Source organism: Cochleicola gelatinilyticus, assembly GCF_001637325.1.
Lineage (GTDB): Bacteria > Bacteroidota > Bacteroidia > Flavobacteriales > Flavobacteriaceae > Cochleicola > Cochleicola gelatinilyticus.
In genome coordinates this window covers 99,729-125,572 of record NZ_LRXL01000037.1, presented here as the reverse complement: position 1 = coordinate 125,572, position 25,844 = coordinate 99,729, and the positions used below count along the sequence as shown (strand labels likewise).

The following is a 25,844-nucleotide window of genomic DNA, read 5'->3' as shown; positions in this document are numbered from 1 at the left end:
TTTGTAATTATTGCGAACCCTTCTACAGGAGTTATTTATAGTATATTTGAATTAGCCACTACCCTTTTAATTTAAATTGTTTAGAAAAAATTTAATTATCCCTATAGATTTTAAAACATAAAATTTCCCTGTAAAGATGGAACAAGAACACACTACATCAAAATTCACGCATCTCCTAATTATGTAATCACACACTAAAATGAGATTCTTTCTTATATTTATAACTTTAGGTTTTTTTATAAATTCTTATCATAATGAAGGAATGAAAATTGAATTAGAAAAACTTGACAGTCATTTAAGAGAAAAACGTCCAGACTATTATACTAAGCTTCAAGAACCTTTGTCTGAAGCGCAAATTTTAAAGTTAGAAATTGAATTTAACATCAAGTTGCCAAGTGACCTAAAGCAACTTTATTTATGGAAAAACGGCCAAGCACCTAACTGTTATGAAGCCTTGGTAAATAATTCATTATTTGAGCCATTAGAAGAAGTCTTATCAGCAAATAAAGAATTTACGGATATGATAGGCCATGATTTTACTATTGAAAATTGGTGGAACAAAAACTGGTTACCCATTTTTGGTAACGGAGGTGGCAGTTCTATCTGCTATGATCTGGAAGGCGTATTTACCGGAGAAAAAGGGCAACTGGTAGCATATTGGAATGAATATGATGACAGGCCCGTAATTGCGCCAAGTCTTAGGGGTTTTATAAAAAAGATGAATCAATATTATGACGAAACACCTGCCGAAGAATTTGATGAGTTTTTTGATATTAGTGATGACATCTCTGATTGGAGAAAGGAATTTATTGTAGATCAACCAATAAAAAGATAGATGTTTTCAAAAATTTAAAGCAATTTAAAAATGGCGATGATGTATTAAATAACGGACTTTAAATTATTAATTCTGTAACATAATTCATGTTCTAGAAAAGCAAAACCAATTACCTAAAAAAAGCATTAAATAAATAGCATAACCTCTTTTTTATAGACGATTACGAAATCGAATATTCTCAACCTAGCCTAGACAAATCTAACTACGACTAAGATATTTAAGACGTTGAAAAAATATATAATGTAACAGACTAAATATTTAAACGCCTATAAAAATTGGTTACTCGTCTCAAAAAATTCGATTTCCATAAAAAAATCACCATCTTCGTTAAATGAACGATTTCCAATTCAGCAATTTTAAGTTTGTACCACTTCACATACTTTTCTGGGTTGGCGTGTGGTTCTTTTTTGTGTATTTCTTCAGTTATAATTCCACCAATTCCTCGTACGTCTTTTATTTCTCAAGTTTCTTATTGCCAATAACTATGGGGACGACATACTTTTTTGCTTATTTTTTAATTCCGAAGTATGTGTTTCGAAGTAACTACAAACTATTTATAATCTACGGAATTTTCGCAATCGTTTTTTCTACCTACGGAATTTTACTTACCATTTTTGGAAATTTCATTTTTTTAACCAATTTGAAGGTGACAAACGTACCTCCAATGAGCCGAAATTATATTTTTGTACTCATACTGGTATATCTCGTTGTCGGTCTAGTAAGTTTTATAAGAGTACTTAAGAAGAATTCTGAAACGATCGCAAAAAATGTACGCCTAGAGAATAAACTCTTAGAAGGTAATTTAAGGCTAAAAGATCAAGAATTACAATACCTAAAAAAACAAATTCATCCACATTTTCTCTTCAATACATTAAATACAATTTATGGATTTGCTATCGCACGTTCCGAACATACACCAGAGCTAATTTTAAAACTCTCTAATCTATTAGACTACATTCTTTATCAAGTACAAAAACCTTTGGTGCCGCTGCAAGAAGAACTTGCACATATCGAAGAATACATTTCTTTAGAACAGATTCGTTTTAAAGATACTTTGCAGGTCACCTTTAAAAAAGAATTGAAGTCTAAAAACCTTCAGATCCCCCCAATGCTGTTTATTCCATTTATTGAGAATGCTTTTAAACACGGCACAATTTTATTAGGAACTCTAGAAATTGCTATTCAGATTCAGGCTTCAGAAGAAACCATTTTTTTTGAAGTTACAAACACAGCGTCGAAATTAAATTCAAACACAAACCCCATAGGATTAGGACTTCAGAATATAGAAAAAAGGCTCCAATTACTATACAAAAACAATTTTACGCTCGTTTCAGAACAAACCAAAAACAGCTATTCTATTAAATTAACTATCCACTTATAATATTGAAAACACCAACCACATACAAAGCTCTTATTATCGACGACGAACCAGCTGCGCGCGAAATTCTCACAACACATTTAAAGAAAATTGATGTAATTACGGTGGTGGGTGTTTGTAAAAATGCATCAGAGGGTTTTACACACCTCAGCAAACAACAGGTCGATCTTATATTTTTAGACATAAATATGCCTGAGATCTCTGGACTTTCTTTCGCAAAAGCGCTTCAAAAAGAAACAAAGGTAATTTTTACTACTGCATACCGTGAATACGCTGTTGATGGATTCGATTTACAAGCAGTCGATTATTTACTGAAACCTATTTCATTGGAACGACTTGTTAAAGCAATCAACAAATTTTTAGGAGAACATATTGTGCCAGAAGAAAAAACACGATCTAAAATCACTTCTGAAGCAACCAATTATATGTTTGTTCGTGCCGATAGAAGGATGATAAAAATTATGTTTGAAGAAATATTATTTATTGAAAGCCTTTCCGATTATCTGAAAATTCACACAACAGAAAAAACAATTACCACGCGTGAAACAATTTCAAATATTCTAACTCGATTGCCCACATCTTTGTTCGTGAGAAGCCATCGTTCTTATATTGTAAATCTTTTGCAAATTAATTCTTTTACAAATGAAGTTATCGAAATAGAAAACAATGCAATACCTATAAGTCGTAGCTATAAAAAAGACGTTGTATCCCTTTTAAACACGACCATTTAGACTTAATTCTAAATCTGGTATTTATAAGAAAAAACCACATATGAGCAACGTTGAAGGCTTTGCTCATTTGTGGTTATGTTGAATTTTAAACTATCGTTTAAAGATACTATTGCCCTTCTTTTTTGGGTTCTTTAATAGTTTCCTGTACTTGATTCTTAATTTTTTCCTTATCCCCAACCACGATAAGTGTCATATTCTCGGGAGTAATGTACTTCGTTGCCATTTTCTGTACATCTTCGGGAGTAATAGCATTAATATTTTTTACTTTATCAACAAGAAAAGATTCGGGTAGCTCATGCACGTCTAAAAAATTTAACTGTCCGATGATTCCTCCCGGGGAAGAATTTTGAAGCACATAAATTCCCGATTCGTAATTTTGAATGCCTTTTAACTCTTCTTTTGTTGGTGGTTCGTTCTGCAAGCGTGTAATTTCTTTTTTAATTTCATCGATAGATGCACCCGTATGTTCGGTCGTAACATCGGCTACTTCATACCATACTCCAGTTCTATAATTGTTATTTAAAATACTACGTGGCGAATAGGTATAGCCTTTATCTTCACGAATGTTACTCGTAATACGAGATCCGAAGGAGCCTCCTAACAGTGAATTCATGACATCTAATGCCACATAATCTTCGTTGGAAGGATCTGCTACTGGCAAACCATAATACAGTGTAGATTGTGGAGCTCCTGGTCTATCAATAACACGAACGGTATTGGCAGAATTTGGAGTAGCAACTGGATAGGATGCTTCTGGTCCTTTTTGCCAATCGCCCATTTGTTCTTCAACAATTTGCTTAATTTTTTGCTTATTAAATTTACCCACAACATATACAGTGGTTCGTTGTGCCCCGTAATTTGCTGCATAAAAATCTTTTATATCTTCTAAGGTATACGAATCGATCTGCTCGTTGGTAGGATAGATTCTGCCGTAAGAATGATCGGGATATAATTCTGAAAAGAAATCTTGCCGTGCCTGTGAACTTGGTGTAGAAAGTGATACGGTAACATTCCGCTTCATGTTACTTTTTAGACGGTCAACTTCAGACGCAGGCCATTTAGGGTTGGTTAATACATCGGTAAGTGCATACATTGCATCGGAAGCATATTCTGAAAGTACTCTGGTACTAATCGATGAAGTATGAACACCAGTATTAATATTTAAATTTCCTCCCATCCCTGCTAGGGTATCATTTACAGAATATCCTGCCACACTTCCTTCTTTCATTAGTTCTCCAGTGAGATCTGCAAGCCATGTTTGGTCTTCCGTTTCGTGAATATTCCCTGTTTTAACGGTAATATTTAAGGTTGCTTTTGGAATGCTTCCGTAGGGGATCAACACCAATTTAAGTCCGTTATCGAATGTCATTACTTCTTTTTCAGGAAGTGAAAATCCTTTTGGAGTTCCACCTTCTGGCGGAGTTTCTTTTTCTTGTGCTATTACAGGCACAGCTAGAAACAAGCTTAGTATAAAGATATATAGTGAAGTTTTCATTAGTTGCTGTTTTTAGTGTTAGTAGCCAATAGCGGGTTCACCGTTAGAATCGTTCTATTTCCTTTCCTCAGATATTCTGAAACGGTTTTATTGACAATTTCTGGGGTTATTTTTTTAAACTCATCTTCCAACGAATTTATTCGCGCTGGATCATCATCAAATAAAGCGAAACTGCACAATAAGTCTGCACGGCCAAAACCAGAGTTTCCTCCAATATTATCGTATAAACTAGATCTCATTTTTACAACGGCTTGATCGAGCATCTTTTGGGTTACTCCTTCAGAAACGGTTGCTATAACGTCATCGATCGCTGTAAGCACCTGTTCTTTAGAAGTTTCTGTATCGTATGTTAGATCGAACATAATTTGCATAGGACCTTTGTAATTAAACATATTTCCGAGGTAATTAATCCCTCCACTAACATTCGAGGTATATCCAAGTTCATTTACCAATTTTTCCTGTAACAAGGCATTGTCTCCTTGAATTAAAATTTGGTCAAGTAATCCCATAGCATAAAACTCGGGAGTATTTCGCTCTGGCATGTGATAGGCTACTGCAATAGCAGGTTTATTTGCTAGAGCATCGTCTTTTACAAAACTCTTTTCTTCTTCCTGTCTCGGTTCTGAAATATCTGGCTGGTCTGGTATTTCTGCGGAAGGGATGTTCCCAAAGTATTTTTCGATCCATGCTTTTGTTTCGGTCATGTCGAAATCGCCTACTACAGAAATAGCAGCATTATTTGGAGCATAATATGTTTTAAAAAAACTCGAAACATCTTCTAGGTTTGCAGCATCTAGATCTTTTAAATCTCCGTAAAAGTTGTGTGCATTGTACCAATTAGTATTTGCGTATTGTGGCATATCAAGCCAAGGAAACCCACCATACGGTTGATTTAACACATTTACTTTTACTTCATTCTTCACAACTCCTTGCTGATTGGTAAGGTTCTCTTGCGTAATGTCTAGTCCTCGCATACGGTCGGCTTCTGCCCAAAGCATGGTTTCCAGTTTGTGTGCTGGAACAATCTCAAAATAATTGGTGAAATCGAAACGAGTTGACCCATTAAGCACACCACCGTTACTTTGTACGAGTTTAATAAATTCCATCTTTCCAAGGTTTTTAGAGCCTTGAAACATCATGTGTTCGAAAAGATGTGCAAAACCTGTTCGGTCTTTAGGTTCTATTCGGAAACCGATATTGTAATATGCTGCGACAATGGCGGTGGGAGAAGATTTATCTTGTGACAAAATAACTTTTAATCCGTTGTCTAACGTATAATATTCTACTGGTACTTGAAACGTACTAACAGCCTCAGAATTTTCTTCTGAAACTTGCTTGCTTTTAGTATCGCAACTAAAACAGCATACTCCTAAAAAAAGAAGCAGGATGATCTTGTTTTTCATAAAGGTTGGTTATTGGTTACTATCTATAACTTAATAGACTTCAATCTATTGCAAATGTTACAAAAAAGCTATTAAAATATAAAATCGACTCTCCGAAACTTAAAATAAGATGTACGTCTTTCCGAAAAATAATTAGATGTATAAAAATAATCTTTTATTACATTTAGTTCCTTGATTATGAGCCTGTCATAAATTTTTATAAAATATGAATTATTTCAAACAAGTTTTAAACGAGAATAAATACAATCATCATTATTTATTTCATGGTCCAAGTCGAGATGAGTTAGCTAAAAAAATCGACACAGTTTTTCATACTTCTGGATATACAACATCGGCTGGCAGTCATGGCGATCTTGTCTATACAAAAGGAGATAAAACCTTACGTATGCTACTTGGTGCTCTTGTAGCGTATTATACCTTTAGAGTAATTACGACTGAAAAAGAAAATGATACGTACGAGGTAGAACTGTAAAATACTACGCCACAACTTACTGGTGGTTTAATCGGTATTAGGAAAGCTGAAAAAGAATTACAGCGAATTGGCACTGAATTTCAACAGATATAATGATATTGTGCTTTATTACTCTTTACGAAGCATGGCAACGAACGCCTCAAATTCTAACACAAATTCATCGTATTTCTCTCCAGTTGCGGGACCGTTAAAGCCAGTATGAATTTTTCTTACCTTTCCGTTCTTATCTATAAAAATTGTAGTGGGGTACGACAATACATGATTTAACATCGGGAGTTTTTCGTTGGCTTTTTTCTTATCGCTTGATCCGTATTGTGCTAATAATATGGGATACTGAATTCCCAATGATTTTTGAAACCGCTCTATAGAGGCAATCGCTTTTTCTTTCGTTGGAGCATATTCAAACGCAAGCGAAACAAATTCGAGATCATTCCCTTTATTCTCATCATAATACGTTTTATAATACTTAGATTCATCAAGACAATTGGGACACCACGTACCCATTATTTGTACTACTGTAACTTTATTTTTAAAGTGTGCATCGTCTAATGATATCGTATCGCCTTTCACATTTGGAAATGCAAAAGTTAGAGAGTCGTATCCAGTTTTTAAATAAGTGAGTGTTTCAGCTTTTGGAAGCTCATAAGTATCATTCCGTTTTGCTGTAAAGGGCTCTTTCCAATGATCTCCACTGTAAAAAAGCCCTGTCATTATACTATCATTTAATTCGGCTTCAAATAGAAATGCATGGGCCCCATCGAAGGTAGACAACTTAATAGAATCGTTTACCACTACCCCATCTAAATAACGGTAATCTCCAGTAGTGGTTCTAAAAGTTCCGGTAAGACGATTTCCTTTTTGTTCAAAAATACCTTTAGCAATATAGCGATCTGCTTCAGAATCGGGACTAAAAACTGTTTCCCAATTGCCCGTAACAACAACATGTGGAGCTTCATTTACCGCAAAACGAGCAGCTCTTCCATATTCCATTTTAAAGGGCACTACACGGTCTAAGCTTGGTTTTATAAAACTTCCGTAGATAGAATCTTTCGAATATATTCCTTTAAAAATTCCTTCAAAAACAGGGTGCTCAATGTATATTGAATCCCCAAACAAACGAATGTCCTTCACTTCAATACGCTCATCGGCATTAATAATTGTCATCGTGGTGTCTTCGGCAAAATCGAAAAGAAATGGAAGTTCTTTTTTATCTTTCAGAAGCAATACTGCTTTCCAAGGACCCTCTTTTGGTGCGTTCGACGCTTCATTTACACAAGAACTACATATTATAATCGTAAAAAGTAAAAGGAATTGTTTCATCTTAAAAAATTAAATTTCTTTAGAACGAAAGTATTAAAATAACTTACAAAAAAGGCAGTAAATAGTATCTTTGCACTTCGGAAAAGAAATATACGAATGAAGATTTCATACAACTGGCTTAAACAATTTATCAACCTCGATTGGGAAGCAGAACGAACTGGAGCGCTTTTAACAGACCTTGGACTCGAAATTGAAGGTATCGAAACCTTTACATCGGTTCCTGGCGGACTGGAAGGGGTGGTCGTTGGTCACGTATTAGAATGTGACCAACACAGCAATGCCGACCGGCTAAAAGTTACCAAGGTCGATCTTGGAAACGGAGAGCCTGTACAAATTGTGTGTGGAGCTCCCAATGTTGCAAAAGGGCAAAAAGTACCCGTGGCAACCGTTGGTACAACACTTTATGATGAAGATGGAAAACCGTGGAAGATCAACAAAGGAAAAATTCGTGGGGAAGTAAGTATGGGGATGATCTGTGCTGAAGATGAATTAGGTCTTGGAAAAAGTCATGATGGGATCATGGTATTAGATGATTCGGTAGTAGCAGGAACCAAGGTTTCAGATTTACTCGAAATCGAAAACGATATTGTATTCGAAATTGGCTTAACTCCAAACCGCGCCGATGCAATGAGTCATTGGGGTGTTGCTAGAGATTTAAAAGCGGGGTTGTTACAACAGGATATTTCTTTAGAAATGATCACGCCTTCTACCACGAATTTTAGAATCGAGAACCGAACGCTGAAAATGGATGTAGAAGTTGAAAACACCGATTTAGCACCTAGATATTGCGGGGTTACCATTAGTGGATTAAAAGTTGAGGCTTCTCCGGCATGGCTTCAAAACAGGTTAAAAGCAATTGGCGTCGCTCCAATTAATAATGTTGTTGATATTACCAACTATGTACTTCATGACATGGGGCAGCCGCTGCATGCATTCGACGCAGCAAAAATAACGGGTAATGAAGTAATCGTTAAAACACTTCCGAAGGGAACAAAATTTACTACGTTAGACGGTATAGAGCGTGAATTACACGAAGAAGACCTAATGATCTGTAATGCAGAAACACCTATGTGCTTGGCAGGTGTGTTTGGCGGCATCGATAGTGGCGTTACCGAAACAACTACAAGCATCTTTTTAGAAAGTGCCTATTTTAATCCGGTAAGCATTCGTAAAACAGCGAAAAGGCACGGGTTAAATACCGATGCATCTTTCCGTTTCGAACGTGGCATCGACCCTAATAGTGTTGAGTATGCTTTAAAAAGAGCTGCGATTTTACTTATGGATATTGCTGGAGGAGAAATTACCAGCGAAATTGTAGATATTTATCCGAAGAAAATAGAAGACCATCAAGTAGTTCTTAACTTTGCAAATACAGCAAAACTTATTGGGGAAGAAATTCCACGAGAAACGATTAAAGACATCCTTAATTCGTTAGAAGTACACGTAAATAATGTAACAGAAACCGGGATCGGGATGACCATTCCTGCCTACCGAAATGATGTAACCCGTGAAGCGGATGTGATTGAAGAAGTACTTCGGGTTTATGGATACAACAAAATTAATGTCACCCAGAAACTCAACGCTTCAATCTCGGTGACTCAAAAAAACGAAGACTATCAAGTTCAAAATAAAGTAGCAGCACAACTTACAGCACTTGGATTTCATGAAATTCTAGGAAATTCACTTACCACCCCAATTTATGTAACGTTAAGCGATCACTTAGACAGCAGCCATGATGTGGTAATGTTGAATCCTTTAAGTCAAGATCTTTCAGTTTTACGGCAATCTTTACAATTTGGAGGGTTAGAAGCGTTATCCTACAACAGCAACCGTAAAATGCAAAATGTGAAGTTTTTCGAATTCGGAAAAACGTATCACAACTACCCTGACGGAAGACAAGAAAAGAAGCATTTAACTTTAACAATTTCTGGTAATAAAACAGAGAATAGTTGGGCTACTTCGGAAGCTAAAAGTGGTTTTTTCTACGGAAAAGGTGTTATTTCAGCAATACTAGACCGATTAGGGATTGAAGGATATTCTGAAAAAGCTGTAAAAAACGATCTTATTGCTGAAGGGATCTCGCTCGTTAAAAACAAAAAAACACTGGTCGAGTTTGGAGTGATCGCTAAAAAAATTGGTAAGCATTTCGATATTGAAGCGGAAACTTTACAAGCAGACTTTAACTGGGATGCAATTTTAACCGAATTGCCTACTGTAAATTTCGAAGTAAAACCTATTTCAAAGTATCCTACCGTAAAACGTGATTTCGCCTTATTATTAGACGAATCGGTTACGTTTGAAGGTTTACAACAAGCAGCCCTACAAACCGAAAAGAAGCTTTTAAAGGAAGTGAAATTATTCGATGTGTATACGGGTAAAAATCTACCGAACGGAAAAAAATCGTACGCACTAAGTTTTACCCTTCAAGATGAAAACAAAACGCTTACCGATAAACAAATCGATAAGATCATGAACAAGTTGCAACTACGTTTCGAAAAAGACTTTGGAGCAAGTTTGAGATAAAGTTACTACATATATTAAATAGAAAATCGGTCGCACACCTAGTACGACCGATTTTTTTTATTTCATTAAATTCTTTACAGATTACATCTTAGCTCCTGGAAGCACCACTGTATCTACCACGTGGATCACACCGTTAGATTGGTATACATTCGCGATAGTTACTGTAGCAGTATTCTTGTTCTCATCGGTAAGCACAAGATTTTTTCCATCCATCATCGCAGTTAATTTTCCTCCGTTTACAGTTGTAAAACGTGCTGTACCCTTATTATCTTTAATCGCTTTCGCAATAGTCTTGGCGTCCATCTTACCAGCAATTACATGATACGTAAGCACCTCTTGTAATTGTTTTTTGTTTTCAGGTTTTAGTAGGGTTTCAACAGTTCCTTTTGGTAATTTCTCGAAAGCTGCATTGGTTGGGGCAAATACGGTAAAAGGTCCCTCACCTTGTAAAGTTTCCACAAGTCCAGCTGCTTTTACAGCTGCTACTAACGTAGTATGGTCTTTAGAATTAATTGCATTTTCTACAATGTTCTTATTTGCATACATAGGAGCTCCACCAACTTCCGGATTCATTTTTTTAGACATATCGTTCATTTTCATGTCCTTTTTTTCTTCCGTCATCATTTTTTTGTCCTGTGCCAATAATGCTCCTGTACCAAATACTAACATTCCAGCAACAAGTGCAATACTCTTTAAATTTTTCATTTTATGTTCTTTTAGGTTTATATGCATACAAACGAGAAAAATTTTCCGGTGGTTTTACAACACCCCCCTTTTGGCTTTAGTTTAACGTATGCTACTCCTTATTAGATCTCGGAAAAAGAATACCGTCTATAATATGAAAAAAACCGTTTTTGTGGTAGAAATTAGCTTCGGTAATAGTTGCTGTGCGATTTTCACTATCGATTAAGGTTAGTTTTCCATTGCGCATTGTTGCCCCTAACTTAGTTCCTTCTAACGTTCTAAAATAAGCAGTCCCATTGTTATCTTTAATAGAACGCTCAATAACTCCTGCATCTAAACGTCCTGGAACCGCATGGAAAGTAACATACGATTTTAATAATTTTGGATGAGCAAAAATAGAATCTCTCTGAGCTTCTGGCATGGTTTCAAACCCTTTATTTGTTGCTACAAAAAGGGTGACCATTTCTTCATTAGCAAGGGTTTCAGTAATGGTAGAATCTTTCAGAATCGTATTCAGAAAAGAAAATTTTTCCGAAGTTTTTAAGTTTTCAGCAATTGTTTTGGCTGAATTAAATGTAGCTCCCTCCCATTGAGTTGTTGTCGCTACAGATTGTGTATTAGTATATTTTTGAGCCGTAAGTTGTAATAATGAACTACAAAAAAATAGTGTTAAAAAAAGTGTTTTCAATTTCATAATGTGTGCTTATAAACCAAAGGTACATAATTATTATACTAAATAATAAGAACGAAAAGAGTGGTTAAATATTTACTTCGGAAAGTGTTAAATAATTGGTTGACTGAACCGTACTATGTAACTTTATACAAAAAGAGGCACGACTATGTTGGAAAGAACTAATATCGAAACCAAACTTATACGAGCAAGATCTAATCGTATTTCTGAAGCTGCGATCCTTAAACAAGTGCAAAATATCTTTTCGGAAACAGATACAGAACGAAAGAAAATACGCCATACCCTTTCTGAAGCTACTGAAATAACTAAAGAAATTACAAATACCTTCAATGTTGATTTGTTGCAAGCAAAACAGATTTATCATCTTACAGATATTGAAAAACTATGCGTCACCTACCGTCTTCGTTTTTTGGATGCGCATTACTTTAAAGGAGATTTTCCAGAAGAAGCGATTTCGAAAATAAGACATCTAGAAAAAGAACATCAAACCCAATTAGTTTCTTTAAAAATTGTAGCACCTGCGAAATTATTAAAACTTGAAAATGCAGATGACCCTTTATTATTCGCTCCCATGGGAAACGATTATTTTTATTTAATTCATAAATGGGGAAACGATCTGCACCCGTTACGAAAATGGCTCATGTGGCCGTACAAAACTTTTGAAAACCTAGTACTAACCATTTTTGTAATTAGTATTTTGCTCACCTACATAACACCCATGCAATTATTCATACACACCGTTGCTATGCAAGAATATGTGTTAATGTTTCTTTTCATGTTTAAAGCAGTAGCGGGGATTGTTCTATTTTACGGTTTTGCCAAAGGAAAAAACTTTACTACTGCGATTTGGCGAAGTAAATATTACAATGCTTAAAAGATAAATGGAACGAGCCTACAACCCCAATGGAAACAAATTATTTAGAAAGTGTAACAAAGCAGTTTGCGTATTATAAACTACTGGGTGACAAGACTATCGATCAACTAGAGGATGAACACCTTTTTTATCAATTTCATATAGAGACGAATTCTATTGCAATTATTGTAAATCATTTATGGGGAAATATGCGTTCTAGATGGACCAATTTTCTTACAACCGACGGAGAAAAAACATGGCGTAATCGGGATCTTGAATTTGAATCTGTATTAAAATCCAGACAAGATATTTTACAGAAATGGGAAGCTGGATGGGAGTGTCTTTTTACCGCGTTAAAATTGATATCTTCGGAAAAATTAAACACCATTATTTACATAAGAAATCAAGGGCATACGGTAATTGAAGCTATTAATAGACAACTTGCCCATTATTCCTACCATGTGGGACAAATGGTATGTATAGGCAAAATTTTAAAAGGAAAAAGCTGGGAGTCGCTTTCAATCCCAAAGGGTAATTCGAACATTTATAACAGGAATAAATTTTCCGAAGAAAAGAAAATAACACATTTTACAAATGAATATTTAATAAAACAAAAAACTATGAATACAGATGAAAAAATGACCCGAATTTATACCGGCTCTCCCATTTTAGCGGAAGCTTTGGTAGGTAGATTAAAATCGGTAGATATTATCCCAATTGTGAAAGACGACCAACAGAGCGGAATAATGTTTGGCAATGCTCCAAATCTCACCTCACAAGTTCGAGTATTTATTAGAAACGATGAAATGACACAAGCACAACCTATGATTGAAGCTTTTTTTAAAGAGACTGGAGAAGAGAAATAGTTAAAAATTTTAAGCATTCTATTACAAAAAAAATCCCAAATTCTTACTAGTGTAAGAGTTTGGGATTTTAAAGTTATCGCAATAAAATTATGCCTTTATAGCACCATACATAGCGTCTCGTTGCTCTTTAATTTTCTTATCACTCATATAATCATCGAAAGTCATGTAACGGTCTATTACTCCATTAGGGGTTAATTCGATTACTCTGTTACCTACTGTTTGAGCAAACTCATGATCATGTGTGGTTAAAAGTACAGTTCCTTTAAAGTTCTTCAAAGAATTATTAAATGCTGTAATTGATTCCAAATCCAAGTGATTGGTTGGTTCATCGAGCATTACCACATTAGCACGCATCATCATCATTCGGCTTAACATACAACGAACTTTTTCTCCTCCAGATAATACACTACATTTTTTAAGGGCTTCTTCACCACTAAAAAGCATTTTTCCTAAGAAACCCCGAATATGAACTTCTTCCCGTTCTTCTTCAGTTTTTGCGTATTGACGAAGCCAATCGACTAAACTAAGGTCAGACTTAAAGAAGTCTTCATTATCTAAAGGAAGGTAACTCTGAAGCGTTGTAATTCCCCATTGAAATTCTCCCGAATCGGCAACAGCATTACCATTAAGAATTTCATAAAACGCAGTAGTCGCTCTCGAATCTCTCGAAAAGACCACCACTTTATCCCCTTTCGTTAAGTTGATATTAATTTTTCTGAATAATATCTCATCGTCGATAGATGCAGAAAGGTTTTCTACATTTAAAATCTGGTCTCCTGCTTCGCGTTCGCGTTCGAAGATAATTGCAGGATACCTCCTACTAGAAGGTTTAATTTCTGAAACATTTAATTTATCGATCATCTTTTTTCTACTAGTTGCTTGCTTCGACTTTGCAACATTGGCAGAAAATCTTCGAATAAAATCTTCTAACTCCTTCTTCTTTTCTTCAGCTTTTTTGTTCTGTTGCGCGCGTTGTCTTGCTGCTAACTGACTGCTTTCGTACCAGAACGTATAATTTCCACTAAAGTGATTTATTTTTCCGAAGTCGATATCACTAATATGCGTACATACCGAATCTAAAAAGTGTCTGTCGTGCGAAACTACGATCACACAATTATCGTAATGGGCCAAAAAGTTTTCTAACCAGGTAATCGTTTCATAATCCAGATCGTTGGTTGGCTCATCCATAATAAGCACATCGGGATTTCCAAATAAAGCCTGCGCTAGTAATACGCGAACTTTTTGTTTTCCATCAAGGTCTGCCATTAAGGTATAATGATGACTCGCATCTATCCCTAGGTTTGAAAGCATTGCAGCTGCATTACTGTCGGCATTCCAACCATTCATCTCTTCAAACTTAACTTGAAGTTCCCCAATTTTATCGGCATTTTCATCGCTATAATCAGCATATAATGCATCGATCTCAGCTTTTAAAGAAAAAAGTTCTTTATTACCTCGCACTACTGTTTCTAAAACACTAAATTCATCATAAGCGTTGTGATTCTGTTCTAACACAGACATGCGTTTGCCAGACTCGAGATGAACATGTCCTGAAGTGGGATCTTGTTTTCCTGAGATAATTTTAAGAAATGTAGATTTTCCGGCACCATTGGCACCAATAATTCCGTAGCAATTCCCTGTTACAAACTGGGTATTAACATCGTCGAACAAAATACGTTTTCCGAATTGAACGGATAGATTAGAAACTGAAAGCATGCTTCTTTATATGTTTTAAATATTTTTGCAAAAATAGCCAAATAACAGGGACAAAAGAAATATTAACGTTTATATATTCCTTTTAACTAGTAATTAACATTGTGGGCTTGATTAGTGGTTATTTTTGTTATTATCGATCGATTTTACCCCCGTATGAACAGAACAATACTCTACTTACTTCTAGTAACCTTTATTACCTCCTGCCAGCAAAACGATTCTACTAACGTGGATACTATTTGGATAGGTGGAGAAATTATCGCACCTAAGTCTGATTATATTATTTTAAAGAAAGACAATCAAACTATCGACACCATTTTATTAGAGCGTGATAATACATTTTTGTACAAAGCGGACACCCTTTCTGAAGGACTGTACACTTTTCATCACAACGAATACCAAATCATGCACCTCACACCTGGAGATAGTCTTCTTTTACGAGTAAATACTTACGAATTCGACGAGTCCCTCACCTATTCAGGAAGAGGAGCTGAAAAAAACAATTTTTTAATGGATTTGTACCTTTTTAATGAAAAGGTAAATCGTGACATGCCGAAACTGTATCAACTTCCTCCAAGAGAATTTGAAAGAGAATTAGATTCTATTCAGCTTATTAAAACAACGATGTTGAAGCGTTTTAAAAGTAACCATACAATTAATGATGCCTTTGAAGAAGTTGCCCTTGCCGATATTAATTACGGTAATTATCTAAAAAAAGAGCTATATACTTCTGCCAATTACCGTAGAAAAGAAACCTTAGACTTCCCAGCATCTTTTTACGATTATAGAGATAAAGTAAATACAGAAAAAACCTTTTTAAAAGTATACCTTCCTTATTATAGATTTTTAAATGCATATTCAGACAACTTAGCGTTCGAAAAGTATAAAGCGAGCGATTCGTTTAGCAGGTATTCTTATCAGCATAGTTATCATAAACTAAAAACGATCGATAGCCTTATTAAAAGCCCCGTTTTAAAAAATGCATTATTAGAAAATAATGTAAGACGTTATTTGAATCGAGCAAATAATGCTGAAGAAGAACAGGAAATAAGCAAACTGTTTTTAAAAATGGACACCAATAAATCGCATCAGTATGCGATTCAGAATTTAGTTGACGCTACTCTTAAACTTACTCCTGGAAATAAAATTCCCGATTTAACCCTAGCTACCGTAGATAACAATGCAGCATCGTTAGCAGCATTAATAAAAAAACCTACCGTACTTTATTTTTGGTCTTCACAATCTGTTAATCACTATAAAGACATTCATAGAAAAGCTGAATTATTACAAGAAAAATTTCCTGAATACGATTTTATTGGAATTAATACCGATACCAATTTTCGAAAGTGGAGAGATCTTGTCACTGCACTAGGGTATGATTCCAGCCAAGAGTTTCAATTTGAAAACATTATTGAAGCAGAAAAGCAACTGGTTTTAAATTCGGCTAACAAAACAATGATCTTAGACCGTAGTGGGATTATTTTAACAGGAAACACCAATCTTTTTAATCCTAATATTGAAAAACAGTTAAAAGATTTTAAAAAATAAAGACCTTTTTTACTATCTAACATCTTACAACCATCCTCATATATAATAAATCCACGAATACCAATGCGCTATTCGTGGATTCTTCTTATTAGTATATACTCAATACAAAAAGCATTGAAGTTTAATTCCCTTTCTTATAATCCGCTAAGAACTTCTCTAGACCAATATCGGTAAGGGGGTGTTTTAACAAACCTTCTATAGAAGATAGAGGCCCTGTCATTACGTCGGCGCCAATTTTCGCACATTCTAAAATATGCATGGTATGGCGTACAGAAGCAGCTAAAATTTCAGTTTCAAAACCATAATTATCGTAAATTAATCGTATTTCTGCAATTAGATTGAGTCCATCGGTAGAAATATCGTCTAACCTGCCAATAAATGGAGATACGTAGCTTGCTCCTGCTTTCGCAGCTAATAAAGCCTGCCCTGCAGAAAAAACCAATGTACAATTTGTACGTATACCATTATCAGAAAAATATTTAATGGCTTTAATTCCTTCCTTAATCATTGGTACTTTTACAACAATTTGTTCGTGTAATTCTGCCAGTTCTTCCCCTTCTTTAATCATTCCTTTTAAATCGGTCGCAATCACTTCCGCAGAAACATCTCCATCAACAATATTACAGATATCGACATAGTGTTTTAAAATATTATTTCTTCCTGTAATTCCTTCCTTAGCCATAAGCGAAGGGTTCGTAGTTACTCCGTCAAGTACTCCAAGATCTTGAGCTTCACGAATCTGATCTAAATTAGCGGTATCGATAAAAAATTTCATAGGTGCTGTTTTACGTTTTCACAAAAGTAAGTAAGATTTAAAAAGAGTGCGAAGCTTCCACCTATTTATTTATAAGCGATTGTTAACAAACCCAGAAAGAGAAAACTATAAATATAAATTGGGTTTGAGAATATCAAAAATGGTTAAATATTCAATATTCATTGCTCAATACTCAATATTTATTATTCAATACCTAATACCTAGTTTACAAATTACTTCAGCTTATAATGTTTCAGCAATATGTTTTCGTACATTTTATCGGGCAAGATGCGTTTTAAGACAATCGAGAATTTCTGCATTCTCGCTCCTACTTTGTAATGAATTTTAGGCGAATTACTCGTAATAATCTCATGTACAACTTTTGCCATTTGCACAGGATTTTCTCCCGCATCAACATGTGCATTCATCATCTCTAAAGTATTTCCATAGGCTTCTTTATAGGGAGACCCTTCTAAAACTGGTGCATGATACCTTCCTGCAGCTATATTGGTTGCAAAATCTCCAGGAGCAATATTCGCCATTTGAATTCCAAATTGCTTGGTTTCCATTCTAAAAGCTTCGGTAGTTATTTCTAAAGCCGCTTTAGTGGCAGAATAAATTCCACGATACGGCAGTCCCATATACCCAGCAATAGAGGTAATATTAACAATAAGACCTCCCTTTTGTCGACGCATGTGCGGCAACACAGCTTTCATTACATTAATAGGACCGTAAAAATTAGTTTCAAAAGCTTGTCTTATCTCTTCGGTTGGGGTTTCTTCTACGGGGCCGGTAATACCGATTCCTGCATTATTTATTAATACATCGAGTTTTCCTTCGGAAGAAATAATCGTTGCGATCGCATTATCGATAGTTTCTGGAATAGTTACATCCATTGGAAGTAACGTAAAAGGAAGTGTTTCGGCTAGTTTTGAAGGGTTTCTACTGGTACCATATACCGTATATTGTTTTTCTGAAAGGTAGCAACCAATGGCTTTTCCAATACCTGAAGATCCTCCAGTAATAAGTATAACTTTTGACATACATGTTGTTGTAAGGGCAAAGATGCAGTTACCTAATTAATAATCCAAACAGATTTTAAAAAAGAATTGCAAGTGCCAAAAGTGTCGTGGTAAAGAAGTGTTTTTTTATGCCTAGAAAATCGTTCACTTTAGCGCATAAAAAATGGCAAGCTACCTACATCACACCGCTACGACCATCTACCCTTGCTGCGTTCCCGCCCTGGGGGATTCAATAGGAGCTGGTTGTGTAGGACTTGCCGCTGCAAAGATACAGGATTTTAGATATATTACAAGGATTTTTAGTTATCAATTATAATAAATATCTTGCTTAAAAATTAGACTGTACATGAAGACGTATAAATTATTAGTAGTGACACTATTAGCTATTGCATGTAGTAAATGTGGGGACTCCAGCACGAAAGACAGTGACCTTTTTTCACTTCAGATCGCTCCTTCAAAAAAGGGATATAAGACCTCCGAATCACTTTCAGTTACGTTGAACAACAAAAAAAACAAGGCAGTCGATTCTGTTGTTTATTATCTGGATAATGATCGTTTCATGCCCGCTAATTCTAAAGGAGCTACTACGGTAAGTCTTTCAGAAGTAAAACTAGGAGTACGTACTCTTCAAGCAAAAATATATAGTGATGGCGAACACTTTGCTGCTGCAGAAAATATTACAGTATTAGCTTCAGAAAAACCAGAACTTTACACCTATAAAATTATTGAGACCTATCCGCATGATATGGATTCGTATACGCAAGGACTTGAATTTGAAAATAATACGCTATACGAAAGCGCCGGACTTCGAAAGAAATCTTCGCTTCGAAAAACCAATTATAAAACTGGAGAAGTGCTGCAAAAAGTACCATTGGCTGATGAATATTTTGGGGAAGGACTTACTATTTTAAATGACAAAATTTATCAACTTACCTACAAAAGAAAAACTGGGTTTATCTACGACCTTAAAACCTTAGATAAAATAGGAACCTTTGTCTACGGAAACAGCCTCGAAGGATGGGGACTTTGTAACGATGGCACAACCATTTATAAAAGCGATGGGACCGAAAAAATCTGGACCTTAAATCCTGAAACCCTTGCTGAAGAAGATTATATTGAGATCTACACCAACACCAGCCGTATTAAAAGTGTAAACGAACTGGAGTGGATCGATGGAAAGATCTATGCAAATATTTATCAGCAAGATGCAGTTGCCATTGTAAATCCTAAAAATGGTGCTGTGGAAGGAGTTATTAATTTTAAAGGATTAAAGGACAAAGTAACACAACATGATGCCTTAGATGTGTTAAATGGTATTGCCTACAATGGCGAACCCAACACCTTATATATAACTGGGAAAAACTGGGATAAATTATTTAAAGTGGAAGTAGTAAAAAAGTAACTAAGACCTAATTGCACATATCCATAAAATATGATGCAAAAAATCTTCATATAAATATAGGCTGTAATTTATTATAGTTCCCTCATTAAAATAGGCAGTTCGCTCATTTCAGGTTTTATAATGCTTTCTTTTTTCATTGTTTTGGAGAACAAAATCCAACACCATGAAAAAAACCATCACAATTTCGATTCAGGAACCTTGTCACGAAGACTGGCAAGAAATGACGCCCACCCAAAAAGGAAAATTCTGTGATTCGTGCGCAAAAGAAGTTTTCGATTTTACCGATAAAAGCGATGAACAGATTGTTGCTTTTGTTGCTAAAAATTCGAATGTTTGTGGACGATTTAAAAAGAACCAGACAGAACGCGAATTAAAAATGGAACGAAAATCGGGATTCCATCTGGCTCCCTATGCAGCTTCCCTCCTATTACCCATAACACTTTTAGGAAACTCGAACAGTACGCCTACATCCTCAAATTCTTCAAAAAGTAAGTTTGTTTCGTTAGGAATTGGTCGGTATAGCGATGCTGGTTTAGAACAGAAGAAAATACAGTATTCGGGAGTTGTTCGAGATGAAAATGGCCACGGAGTTTCTAATGTAAAGATTTCAGTTAAAGAAACGGGAGCTTCTGTGGTTTCAGGGTTACGCGGGCACTATAAGATCTCTTTACTGAATCACCAAACCTTGATTTTTCAGAAGAAAGGATTCGAAACCGTAGAAATACGTACCTCAAAAAATTCCGAAGAAAAAAACATTGTATTAGGTTCCCAAGCTAATTCTTTAAAAAATATCGTTGGTAAGATCGCTACAACGCCTGTAGAAATTAACACAGTTACTATTCAAGGTACTCTTACCGACGCCCAGAACACACCAATTCCAGGAGTTTATGTACTTGTAAATGGCACCACTATAGGAACACAAACAGATTTCGATGGTTTCTACTCAATTGAAGCCCAGCCAGGATCTCAACTTGTTTATTCATACGTAGGGTATGAAGAACGTCGAGCCACCATTTCTAATATCGACACTGTGTTAAATATACAACTTAATGAATCGTACAATATTCTAGGAGAAATAGTAATCATGGGAGGTATAGGCAACGAAGGGCCTATGTTACCTCCTCAGCTTTCTACAGAAGAAAAAGCCGCTAAAAAACTTCAACGAGAATCCGCATATAAAAATGAAATAGAATTCCAGAAATTGAAACAAGAACGTAAAAAAATGGAGCGATTAAAAAAGCGTGCTAAAAGAAGAAATTAAGCGTAACGCTGTCTGTGATATAAAAGTTATGTCTATTACAATAAGTTCCTTCATAAAAAGTTATATTTTTACTGAAATTTTTTCTGAATGAAGTATGTATACGGTTTAGCGATTCTTTGTAGCATCGTTTTGTGGAGTTCATGTCGCAACGATTTTGAAAGTGTGCCAAGCACCGGAAACCTTGAGTTTTCGAGAGACACTGTTTTCTTAGATACTATATTTACCAATATTGGTTCGAGCACGTATAACTTAAAAGTATATAACCGAAGCGATGAAGACATCAACATCCCTACGGTTGGTCTTGCACAAGGAGAAGCATCTCGATACCGATTAAATGTGGACGGACTGCCAGGGAAAACATTTAGTGATATTCAGATCATGGCAAAGGACAGTATATTTATTTTTGTGGAAACCACTGCCGATATTAATGAACTTCCCACCGAAACAAATAATTTTCTGTACACCGATCAAATTGTTTTTGATGCTGGTGGAAGTGAGCAAGAAGTAGAGTTGGTTACTTTGGTTCAAGATGCTGTATTTCTTTTTCCCGACGATTTAGGAAATGGAATGGTCGAAACATTAAACTTAGGTACCGATGGTGAAGGCAACGATATTTTAATTGAAGGATTTTTTCTTGACGACAGCGAACTTATTTTCACAAACGAAAAGCCTTATGTAATTTATGGGTATGCAGCAGTTCCTCCTGGAAGAACTCTTAATGTGGAAGCTGGAGCAAGAATTCATTTTCATCGCAATAGTGGGATTTTGGTTGCAAACGGTGGAACTATGATCGCCAACGGACTTCCAAGTACAGATCCTGAAGCCTTAGAGAATCAGATTATTTTTGAAGGCGATAGACTAGAGCCAGAATTCTCGGACATCGTAGGGCAATGGGGAGCTATCTGGCTTACCTCTGGGAGTACCAATAACCAATTTAGACATACAACCATAAAGAACGGAACCGTAGGATTATTAATGGAAAATAACGATGGTGACGAAACATTGCGCTTAGAAAACGTACAGATTTACAATAGTGCGAATTATGGAATTTTAGCAAGAACAGCGAATATCTATGGAGAAAATGTGGTGATTAACAATAGTGGAGAATCTTCATTAGCCTGTTCTATTGGTGGAACATATACTTTTAATCACTGTACATTTGCCAATTACTGGACGAACAGTTTTAGAAACACTCCTACCGTTTCTTTAGACAATGTTTTAAATGAAACCCAAGGGATTTCCCTTCAAGCAGAATTTAATAACTGTATTATCTACGGAAACGAACTACGTGAATTAGGACTTTTTGCTTCTGAAGATGCATCGGCCAGTTTTACATTTAATTTTAGCAATTCATTAATTAGATTTGAAGATCCACAAGATGATTTTTCTGATAATCCGCTGTATCAATTTGAAGATAACATACAATTGTACACGAATGTCGTATTGAATTTGGATCCTGTATTTCAGAACACAAATCTTAACAATTTTAATATTGAATCTGGAACTTCAGCAGCAGATGGTATTGCCAACCCTTCTATAGGTCCTTCTCAGGATATCACAGGTGCATCTAGAAGCACTACTGCACCAGACGCTGGAGCTTATGAAAGTACGGTGTTCCCCGACCCAGAGGATTAAATCTTTGTTTTAATTATCTGTTGATTTTTCGATAGAACACATGTGATCTTTAATGATGTACCATTGTCCGTTATATTTTTTGAGGTCGTAGCTTATAATCATTTTATTATAATAAGGTTCTCCATTTCGATTGGGCTCTCTATAGGTAGCTTCAACGATGGCCATTCCCATTCTTAATTCCACTTCAGTAGCAATAATTTTAGACTCTAATGTCCAGTTGGGTTCTTTAAACCAAGCAACATGATAATCCATAAACTCAGAAACCGTGGTCGTCATTTCAGTTTGTGGTAAAATTAATAGCATGTTTCCTTTGGGAGAAAGAGTACGCTCCAAAGTTTCCAAATCACGGGCACTTATTGCATCAAGATGCTGTTGGAGTCGTTTCGTGAAATTTGCTTCAATTTCAGCTTGACGCTTTTCTCTAAGTTCAGTTTTATTCTCTCCTACGGGAGCTTCCTTTTTAATGTTCGAAGTACATGAGGTTAATACAAACATTGTTATAATTATTAATAGAAATTCTTTCGGAAGCAATTGAATTTTAAAACACATAGTTCACATTTTTAAACACTTATCAAGGTAATATAAAAAAAGTGAATTCAAAGAAAACGCTTTTTAAAATAAATATAGGACCTTTTGCTAATCACAACCTAGATCAATTCTAGCTTGAGCATCGTTGCTCGGAATGCAGTTTCCAGAAAGTACAGATTCTGGTGCATATCGTGCTACATTGGGATCGAAAAGGCCATTCTCGATAAAATCTGTGAGGTTACTTATATCGGCTTCTGTTAAATTTAAATTCCCAAATTGAATAGCTAGACGACTATCAGGCACTGCATTATTTTCTTTCTCTCCATTGTTCTTATATTCAATGACCTGTTGGATCGTATTAAATGTTCCTCCATGACCATAGAAAGGTGTGTCTTTTAAATTGTATAATGTTGGAACTTTAAATTTAAAAAAGTCTTCTTCAATCCCAGTAAATTCACCCCGGCCTTTGGTGGGGTTTAATCTAAAACTTTTTGAAATATCACTATTTAAATTTAAGTCTCCCATTCCGAAGGCATAAAACTCATTTGATTTTAATGCAGGTCCCGTATGGCATTCGTAACATTTTCCTTTATCAAAAAACACAACAGCACCTCTCTTTTGCTTATCTGTTAAGGCATTAGAGTTCCCTCGTAACCACTCTTGCCAAGGGGCTTGATTAGCCAATACGGTACGATTAAAAGCAGCAATAGCCAAAGCACCATTTAAACTAGAATATCGTTCAGATACAGGAACTTCAGGGTAAGCGGCATCGAATAGCGGTTTGTAACCAAATTGCGTTGCAAACTCTTCATCTATTTTTAACCGGTGTGCAGTTTGCCCTATCATACCTTGCACCTCAAGACCTTGAAATCCTAAAAGGTTTTCCGGAAAATCTTCTGCATTTTGTGCTACAAAAGGTGCGTTAATACCTGCTCCACCAAGTGAACCATTCCAAAGAGCTACTTCTTGATAGGCTACATTAAGTAAGGTAGGTACTTTTACAGGTAATGCATCGATAGAATCATTAGGCATGAGATTGCTAGGCATTTTTACACGTCCTTCGCCTTTAATCCCAAAACCAGATCCCCCTTCAGAAATTCCTTTTCGTACCGCTGAAAAAAAACTTGCTGCAGCTGGATGGCAGGTTGCACAAGAATACATTCCTCTATTAATTTCCATTTTGGGATTGCCTCCCGTTGCTGTTTCATGAACAAGTAATTGTCCTAAAGCTACTTTCTCTGCTGTAATAGGATTTAGTGGATCTTGTGGTATATTGGCGAAATCTGTTTCAGAAGGGAGTTCAAAATACGCTATTCCCTGCCCTTCTGAAATATTCTCCAACAAGGCTACTAGTTCGAGGTCTAAGGCATTTGGAACCGGTTCGTAAGCATCATCATCTTTCTTACAAGAAATGCAGAGGATAACAATACAAATTAATAAAATCGTTTTTTTCATCATTTTTGAGTTAGTTGTTCTAAGTACCGATGAAAAACACGTAATAGCAAACCCTTAAGAATGTTAGGGATATGATGAGGAATAAATTGGGTTGGTGCATACCTGTTTTACAACAGCAGAATTTTAATGCGATATAAATGTAAAGTCTTTTTTAATTCCTACAATTTATTATCGACGTAAAGCAGATAAAATCGATATATAAAAAACCACCTTCCAAAATGCGTTAATAGTTTCTGAAATATTTAAAAATTCCTACGTTGAAAATAACAATAATTCATCGTCGTCGTCTTCAAATTGGTATACTCCATTTTCTACCAATCCAATTTTAAGTAACAAAGCAATAGAGGCTTTATTATTTTTCGTAGTAAACCCTAAGATTCTAGGAATCTTTAATGTGGTTCTGGCGTACGTCATTAATTTTGATGCGGCTTCGAAGGCATATCCTTTTCCGAAGAATTGTGGTAAAAAAGCAAAACCAATATCGGGATGGTTCAAATTTTCTCTTTTATAAAGACCGCAACTTCCAATAATCTCACCAGTTTCTTTTAATACACATACAAAAGATCCGTATCCATTAATTTTAAACGAGGGAAGGTATTTATCTCTAATGTAATTTTCAGCATCTTCTATGTTATGTACATTTCGATCTCCAATATATTGTTTCCAACCAGGGGAATTGAAAAGTTCTAAAATAAAAGGAGCGTCCATAAGACTAATTTTTTTTAACTCCAAACGATCGGTTTGTAACATAATTAAAAATTAGTATGTTATAGCGATAATTTCTATTTGACGTACTTCACTACCTAATTCAAGAACGGCAGGATCGCCTACTTTTTTCCCAGTAATCGCTTTAACAATAGGTGAAACAAAAGAAAGCTTATTTAATTTAACATCTGCTTCATCGACACCCACAATCTGAAAGTTCATTTTAGTAGGAGTGTTTGTATACTTTATTGATACAGTAGCTCCAAATCGAACTTCATTTTGTGGTTGATCTTGCGGCAATAAAACTTGAGAGGAAGCAATTCGTTCATTAAGTAATTGAAGCTTTCCATTAAGTACCGCTAAGGTTTTCCGTCGCTCAGAATCGTTGTCTGTAGGTACTTCACGGATTTCAGATTCCAATTGCGTGCGTTCTTCAAGCAAGGCTTTTTTTCCAAAAGAAGTTACATAATTTGTAACACCAGTGGGCAATGCTGCTCTAGGGGGAATAAAGGGTGCTTCTTCTTGATCGTCTTCTTTTACAAATCCTCTGCTCATAGTAATCGTGTAATT

General features: G+C 35.6%; 23 protein-coding genes and 1 other RNA gene. 11 read left to right on the top strand and 13 right to left on the bottom strand.

The genetic code is table 11. The features are described from left to right. Nucleotides 1–199: 199 nt before the first annotated feature. The 3 genes from ULVI_RS08265 to ULVI_RS08255 all read left to right on the top strand — a co-directional run bounded on the left by ULVI_RS08265 (nucleotide 200) and on the right by ULVI_RS08255 (nucleotide 2,944). Nucleotides 200–835, top strand: a complete 636-nt coding sequence (locus ULVI_RS08265) for an SMI1/KNR4 family protein (protein ID WP_197463493.1) — start codon at nucleotides 200–202, stop codon at nucleotides 833–835. 484 nt (nucleotides 836–1,319) lie between these two features. After that, nucleotides 1,320–2,216: a sensor histidine kinase gene (locus ULVI_RS08260; RefSeq protein ID WP_241780967.1), complete on the top strand. Its 897-nt coding sequence runs from the start codon at nucleotides 1,320–1,322 to the stop codon at nucleotides 2,214–2,216. Between the two features lie 2 nt (nucleotides 2,217–2,218). Next, nucleotides 2,219–2,944, top strand: a complete 726-nt coding sequence (locus ULVI_RS08255; RefSeq protein ID WP_068591691.1) for a LytR/AlgR family response regulator transcription factor — start codon at nucleotides 2,219–2,221, stop codon at nucleotides 2,942–2,944. A gap of 106 nt (nucleotides 2,945–3,050) precedes the next feature. On the opposite strand, the gene ULVI_RS08250 is transcribed toward ULVI_RS08255, so the two are convergent. Both ULVI_RS08250 and ULVI_RS08245 read right to left on the bottom strand, forming a co-directional pair. Then, entirely contained in the window at nucleotides 3,051–4,439 is a 1,389-nt protein-coding gene (locus ULVI_RS08250; protein ID WP_068591689.1) for a M16 family metallopeptidase, read from the bottom strand. Further along, nucleotides 4,439–5,842: a M16 family metallopeptidase gene (locus tag ULVI_RS08245; protein ID WP_068591686.1), complete on the bottom strand. Its 1,404-nt coding sequence runs from the start codon at nucleotides 5,840–5,842 to the stop codon at nucleotides 4,439–4,441. The genes ULVI_RS08250 and ULVI_RS08245 overlap by 1 nt, the downstream gene beginning before the upstream one ends. A 205-nt stretch (nucleotides 5,843–6,047) precedes the next feature. Between ULVI_RS08245 and ULVI_RS08240 the strand changes: the two genes are divergently transcribed. Further along, a complete protein-coding gene (locus ULVI_RS08240) occupies nucleotides 6,048–6,314 on the top strand; it encodes a hypothetical protein (protein ID WP_068591685.1) in 267 nt (88 codons plus the stop codon). A 108-nt stretch (nucleotides 6,315–6,422) separates the two neighbouring features. Here the strand turns inward: ULVI_RS08240 and ULVI_RS08235 are convergent, their stop codons facing one another. After that, nucleotides 6,423–7,634 carry a peroxiredoxin family protein gene (locus tag ULVI_RS08235; RefSeq protein WP_068591683.1) on the bottom strand — a complete coding sequence of 404 codons (1,212 nt, stop codon included), beginning with the start codon at nucleotides 7,632–7,634 and terminating at the stop codon, nucleotides 6,423–6,425. Nucleotides 7,635–7,730: 96 nt separating this feature from the next. On the opposite strand from ULVI_RS08235, the gene pheT reads away from it, so the two are divergent. Continuing rightward, a complete protein-coding gene (gene pheT / locus ULVI_RS08230; RefSeq protein WP_068591681.1) occupies nucleotides 7,731–10,157 on the top strand; it encodes a phenylalanine--tRNA ligase subunit beta in 2,427 nt (808 codons plus the stop codon). Nucleotides 10,158–10,238: 81 nt separating this feature from the next. Here the strand turns inward: pheT and ULVI_RS08225 are convergent, their stop codons facing one another. Together ULVI_RS08225 and ULVI_RS08220 are read right to left on the bottom strand one after the other, a co-directional pair. After that, the gene (locus ULVI_RS08225) at nucleotides 10,239–10,862 is read right to left on the bottom strand and encodes a fasciclin domain-containing protein (RefSeq protein WP_082830819.1); all 624 of its coding nucleotides are present in this window, start codon (nucleotides 10,860–10,862) and stop codon (nucleotides 10,239–10,241) included. A 91-nt stretch (nucleotides 10,863–10,953) separates the two neighbouring features. Next, a complete protein-coding gene (locus ULVI_RS08220; protein WP_068591678.1) occupies nucleotides 10,954–11,535 on the bottom strand; it encodes a fasciclin domain-containing protein in 582 nt (193 codons plus the stop codon). Nucleotides 11,536–11,680: 145 nt separating this feature from the next. Between ULVI_RS08220 and ULVI_RS08215 the strand changes: the two genes are divergently transcribed. Then, nucleotides 11,681–12,406, top strand: coding sequence for a hypothetical protein (locus tag ULVI_RS08215; RefSeq protein WP_068591676.1), 726 nt, complete (start codon nucleotides 11,681–11,683; stop codon nucleotides 12,404–12,406). Nucleotides 12,407–12,435: 29 nt separating this feature from the next. After that, nucleotides 12,436–13,251, top strand: a complete 816-nt coding sequence (locus ULVI_RS08210; protein ID WP_068591674.1) for a DUF1572 family protein — start codon at nucleotides 12,436–12,438, stop codon at nucleotides 13,249–13,251. Nucleotides 13,252–13,338: 87 nt separating this feature from the next. Here ULVI_RS08210 and ULVI_RS08205 read toward each other — a convergent pair whose 3' ends face one another. Further along, a complete protein-coding gene (locus ULVI_RS08205) occupies nucleotides 13,339–14,967 on the bottom strand; it encodes an ABC-F family ATP-binding cassette domain-containing protein (protein WP_068591672.1) in 1,629 nt (542 codons plus the stop codon). A 153-nt stretch (nucleotides 14,968–15,120) separates the two neighbouring features. Between ULVI_RS08205 and ULVI_RS08200 the strand changes: the two genes are divergently transcribed. Then, nucleotides 15,121–16,512 (top strand): TlpA family protein disulfide reductase, encoded by a 1,392-nt coding sequence (locus ULVI_RS08200; protein ID WP_157632592.1) that lies wholly within the window; start codon nucleotides 15,121–15,123, stop codon nucleotides 16,510–16,512. Nucleotides 16,513–16,633: 121 nt separating this feature from the next. On the opposite strand, the gene fsa is transcribed toward ULVI_RS08200, so the two are convergent. The 3 genes from fsa to ffs all read right to left on the bottom strand — a co-directional run bounded on the left by fsa (nucleotide 16,634) and on the right by ffs (nucleotide 18,548). Beyond that, nucleotides 16,634–17,287: a fructose-6-phosphate aldolase gene (gene fsa / locus ULVI_RS08195; RefSeq protein ID WP_068591669.1), complete on the bottom strand. Its 654-nt coding sequence runs from the start codon at nucleotides 17,285–17,287 to the stop codon at nucleotides 16,634–16,636. Nucleotides 17,288–17,499: 212 nt separating this feature from the next. After that, nucleotides 17,500–18,309 (bottom strand): SDR family oxidoreductase, encoded by an 810-nt coding sequence (locus ULVI_RS08190; RefSeq protein WP_068591667.1) that lies wholly within the window; start codon nucleotides 18,307–18,309, stop codon nucleotides 17,500–17,502. Nucleotides 18,310–18,449: 140 nt separating this feature from the next. After that, an RNA gene (ffs, locus tag ULVI_RS08185) (signal recognition particle sRNA small type) lies at nucleotides 18,450–18,548 on the bottom strand. Between the two features lie 86 nt (nucleotides 18,549–18,634). Here ffs and ULVI_RS08180 point away from each other — a divergent pair. The 3 genes from ULVI_RS08180 (at nucleotide 18,635) to ULVI_RS08170 (ending at nucleotide 22,586) form a co-directional block, all read left to right on the top strand. After that, on the top strand, nucleotides 18,635–19,690 hold the full coding sequence (locus tag ULVI_RS08180) for a glutaminyl-peptide cyclotransferase (RefSeq protein WP_068591666.1): 1,056 nt from the start codon (nucleotides 18,635–18,637) through the stop codon (nucleotides 19,688–19,690). Between the two features lie 163 nt (nucleotides 19,691–19,853). Then, nucleotides 19,854–20,951, top strand: coding sequence for a carboxypeptidase-like regulatory domain-containing protein (locus ULVI_RS15655; RefSeq protein WP_068591664.1), 1,098 nt, complete (start codon nucleotides 19,854–19,856; stop codon nucleotides 20,949–20,951). Nucleotides 20,952–21,038: 87 nt separating this feature from the next. Beyond that, a complete protein-coding gene (locus ULVI_RS08170; protein WP_068591662.1) occupies nucleotides 21,039–22,586 on the top strand; it encodes a hypothetical protein in 1,548 nt (515 codons plus the stop codon). A 9-nt stretch (nucleotides 22,587–22,595) separates the two neighbouring features. Here ULVI_RS08170 and ULVI_RS08165 read toward each other — a convergent pair whose 3' ends face one another. The 4 genes from ULVI_RS08165 to ULVI_RS08150 all read right to left on the bottom strand — a co-directional run bounded on the left by ULVI_RS08165 (nucleotide 22,596) and on the right by ULVI_RS08150 (nucleotide 25,829). Continuing rightward, nucleotides 22,596–23,135, bottom strand: a complete 540-nt coding sequence (locus tag ULVI_RS08165) for a Cif family virulence factor (protein WP_068591660.1) — start codon at nucleotides 23,133–23,135, stop codon at nucleotides 22,596–22,598. A gap of 87 nt (nucleotides 23,136–23,222) precedes the next feature. Then, nucleotides 23,223–24,569, bottom strand: coding sequence for a cytochrome-c peroxidase (locus tag ULVI_RS08160; RefSeq protein WP_068591659.1), 1,347 nt, complete (start codon nucleotides 24,567–24,569; stop codon nucleotides 23,223–23,225). A 252-nt stretch (nucleotides 24,570–24,821) separates the two neighbouring features. Then, on the bottom strand, nucleotides 24,822–25,319 hold the full coding sequence (locus ULVI_RS08155; RefSeq protein ID WP_068591656.1) for a GNAT family N-acetyltransferase: 498 nt from the start codon (nucleotides 25,317–25,319) through the stop codon (nucleotides 24,822–24,824). 9 nt (nucleotides 25,320–25,328) lie between these two features. Further along, on the bottom strand, nucleotides 25,329–25,829 hold the full coding sequence (locus tag ULVI_RS08150; protein WP_068591655.1) for a GreA/GreB family elongation factor: 501 nt from the start codon (nucleotides 25,827–25,829) through the stop codon (nucleotides 25,329–25,331). Nucleotides 25,830–25,844 lie beyond the last annotated feature (15 nt).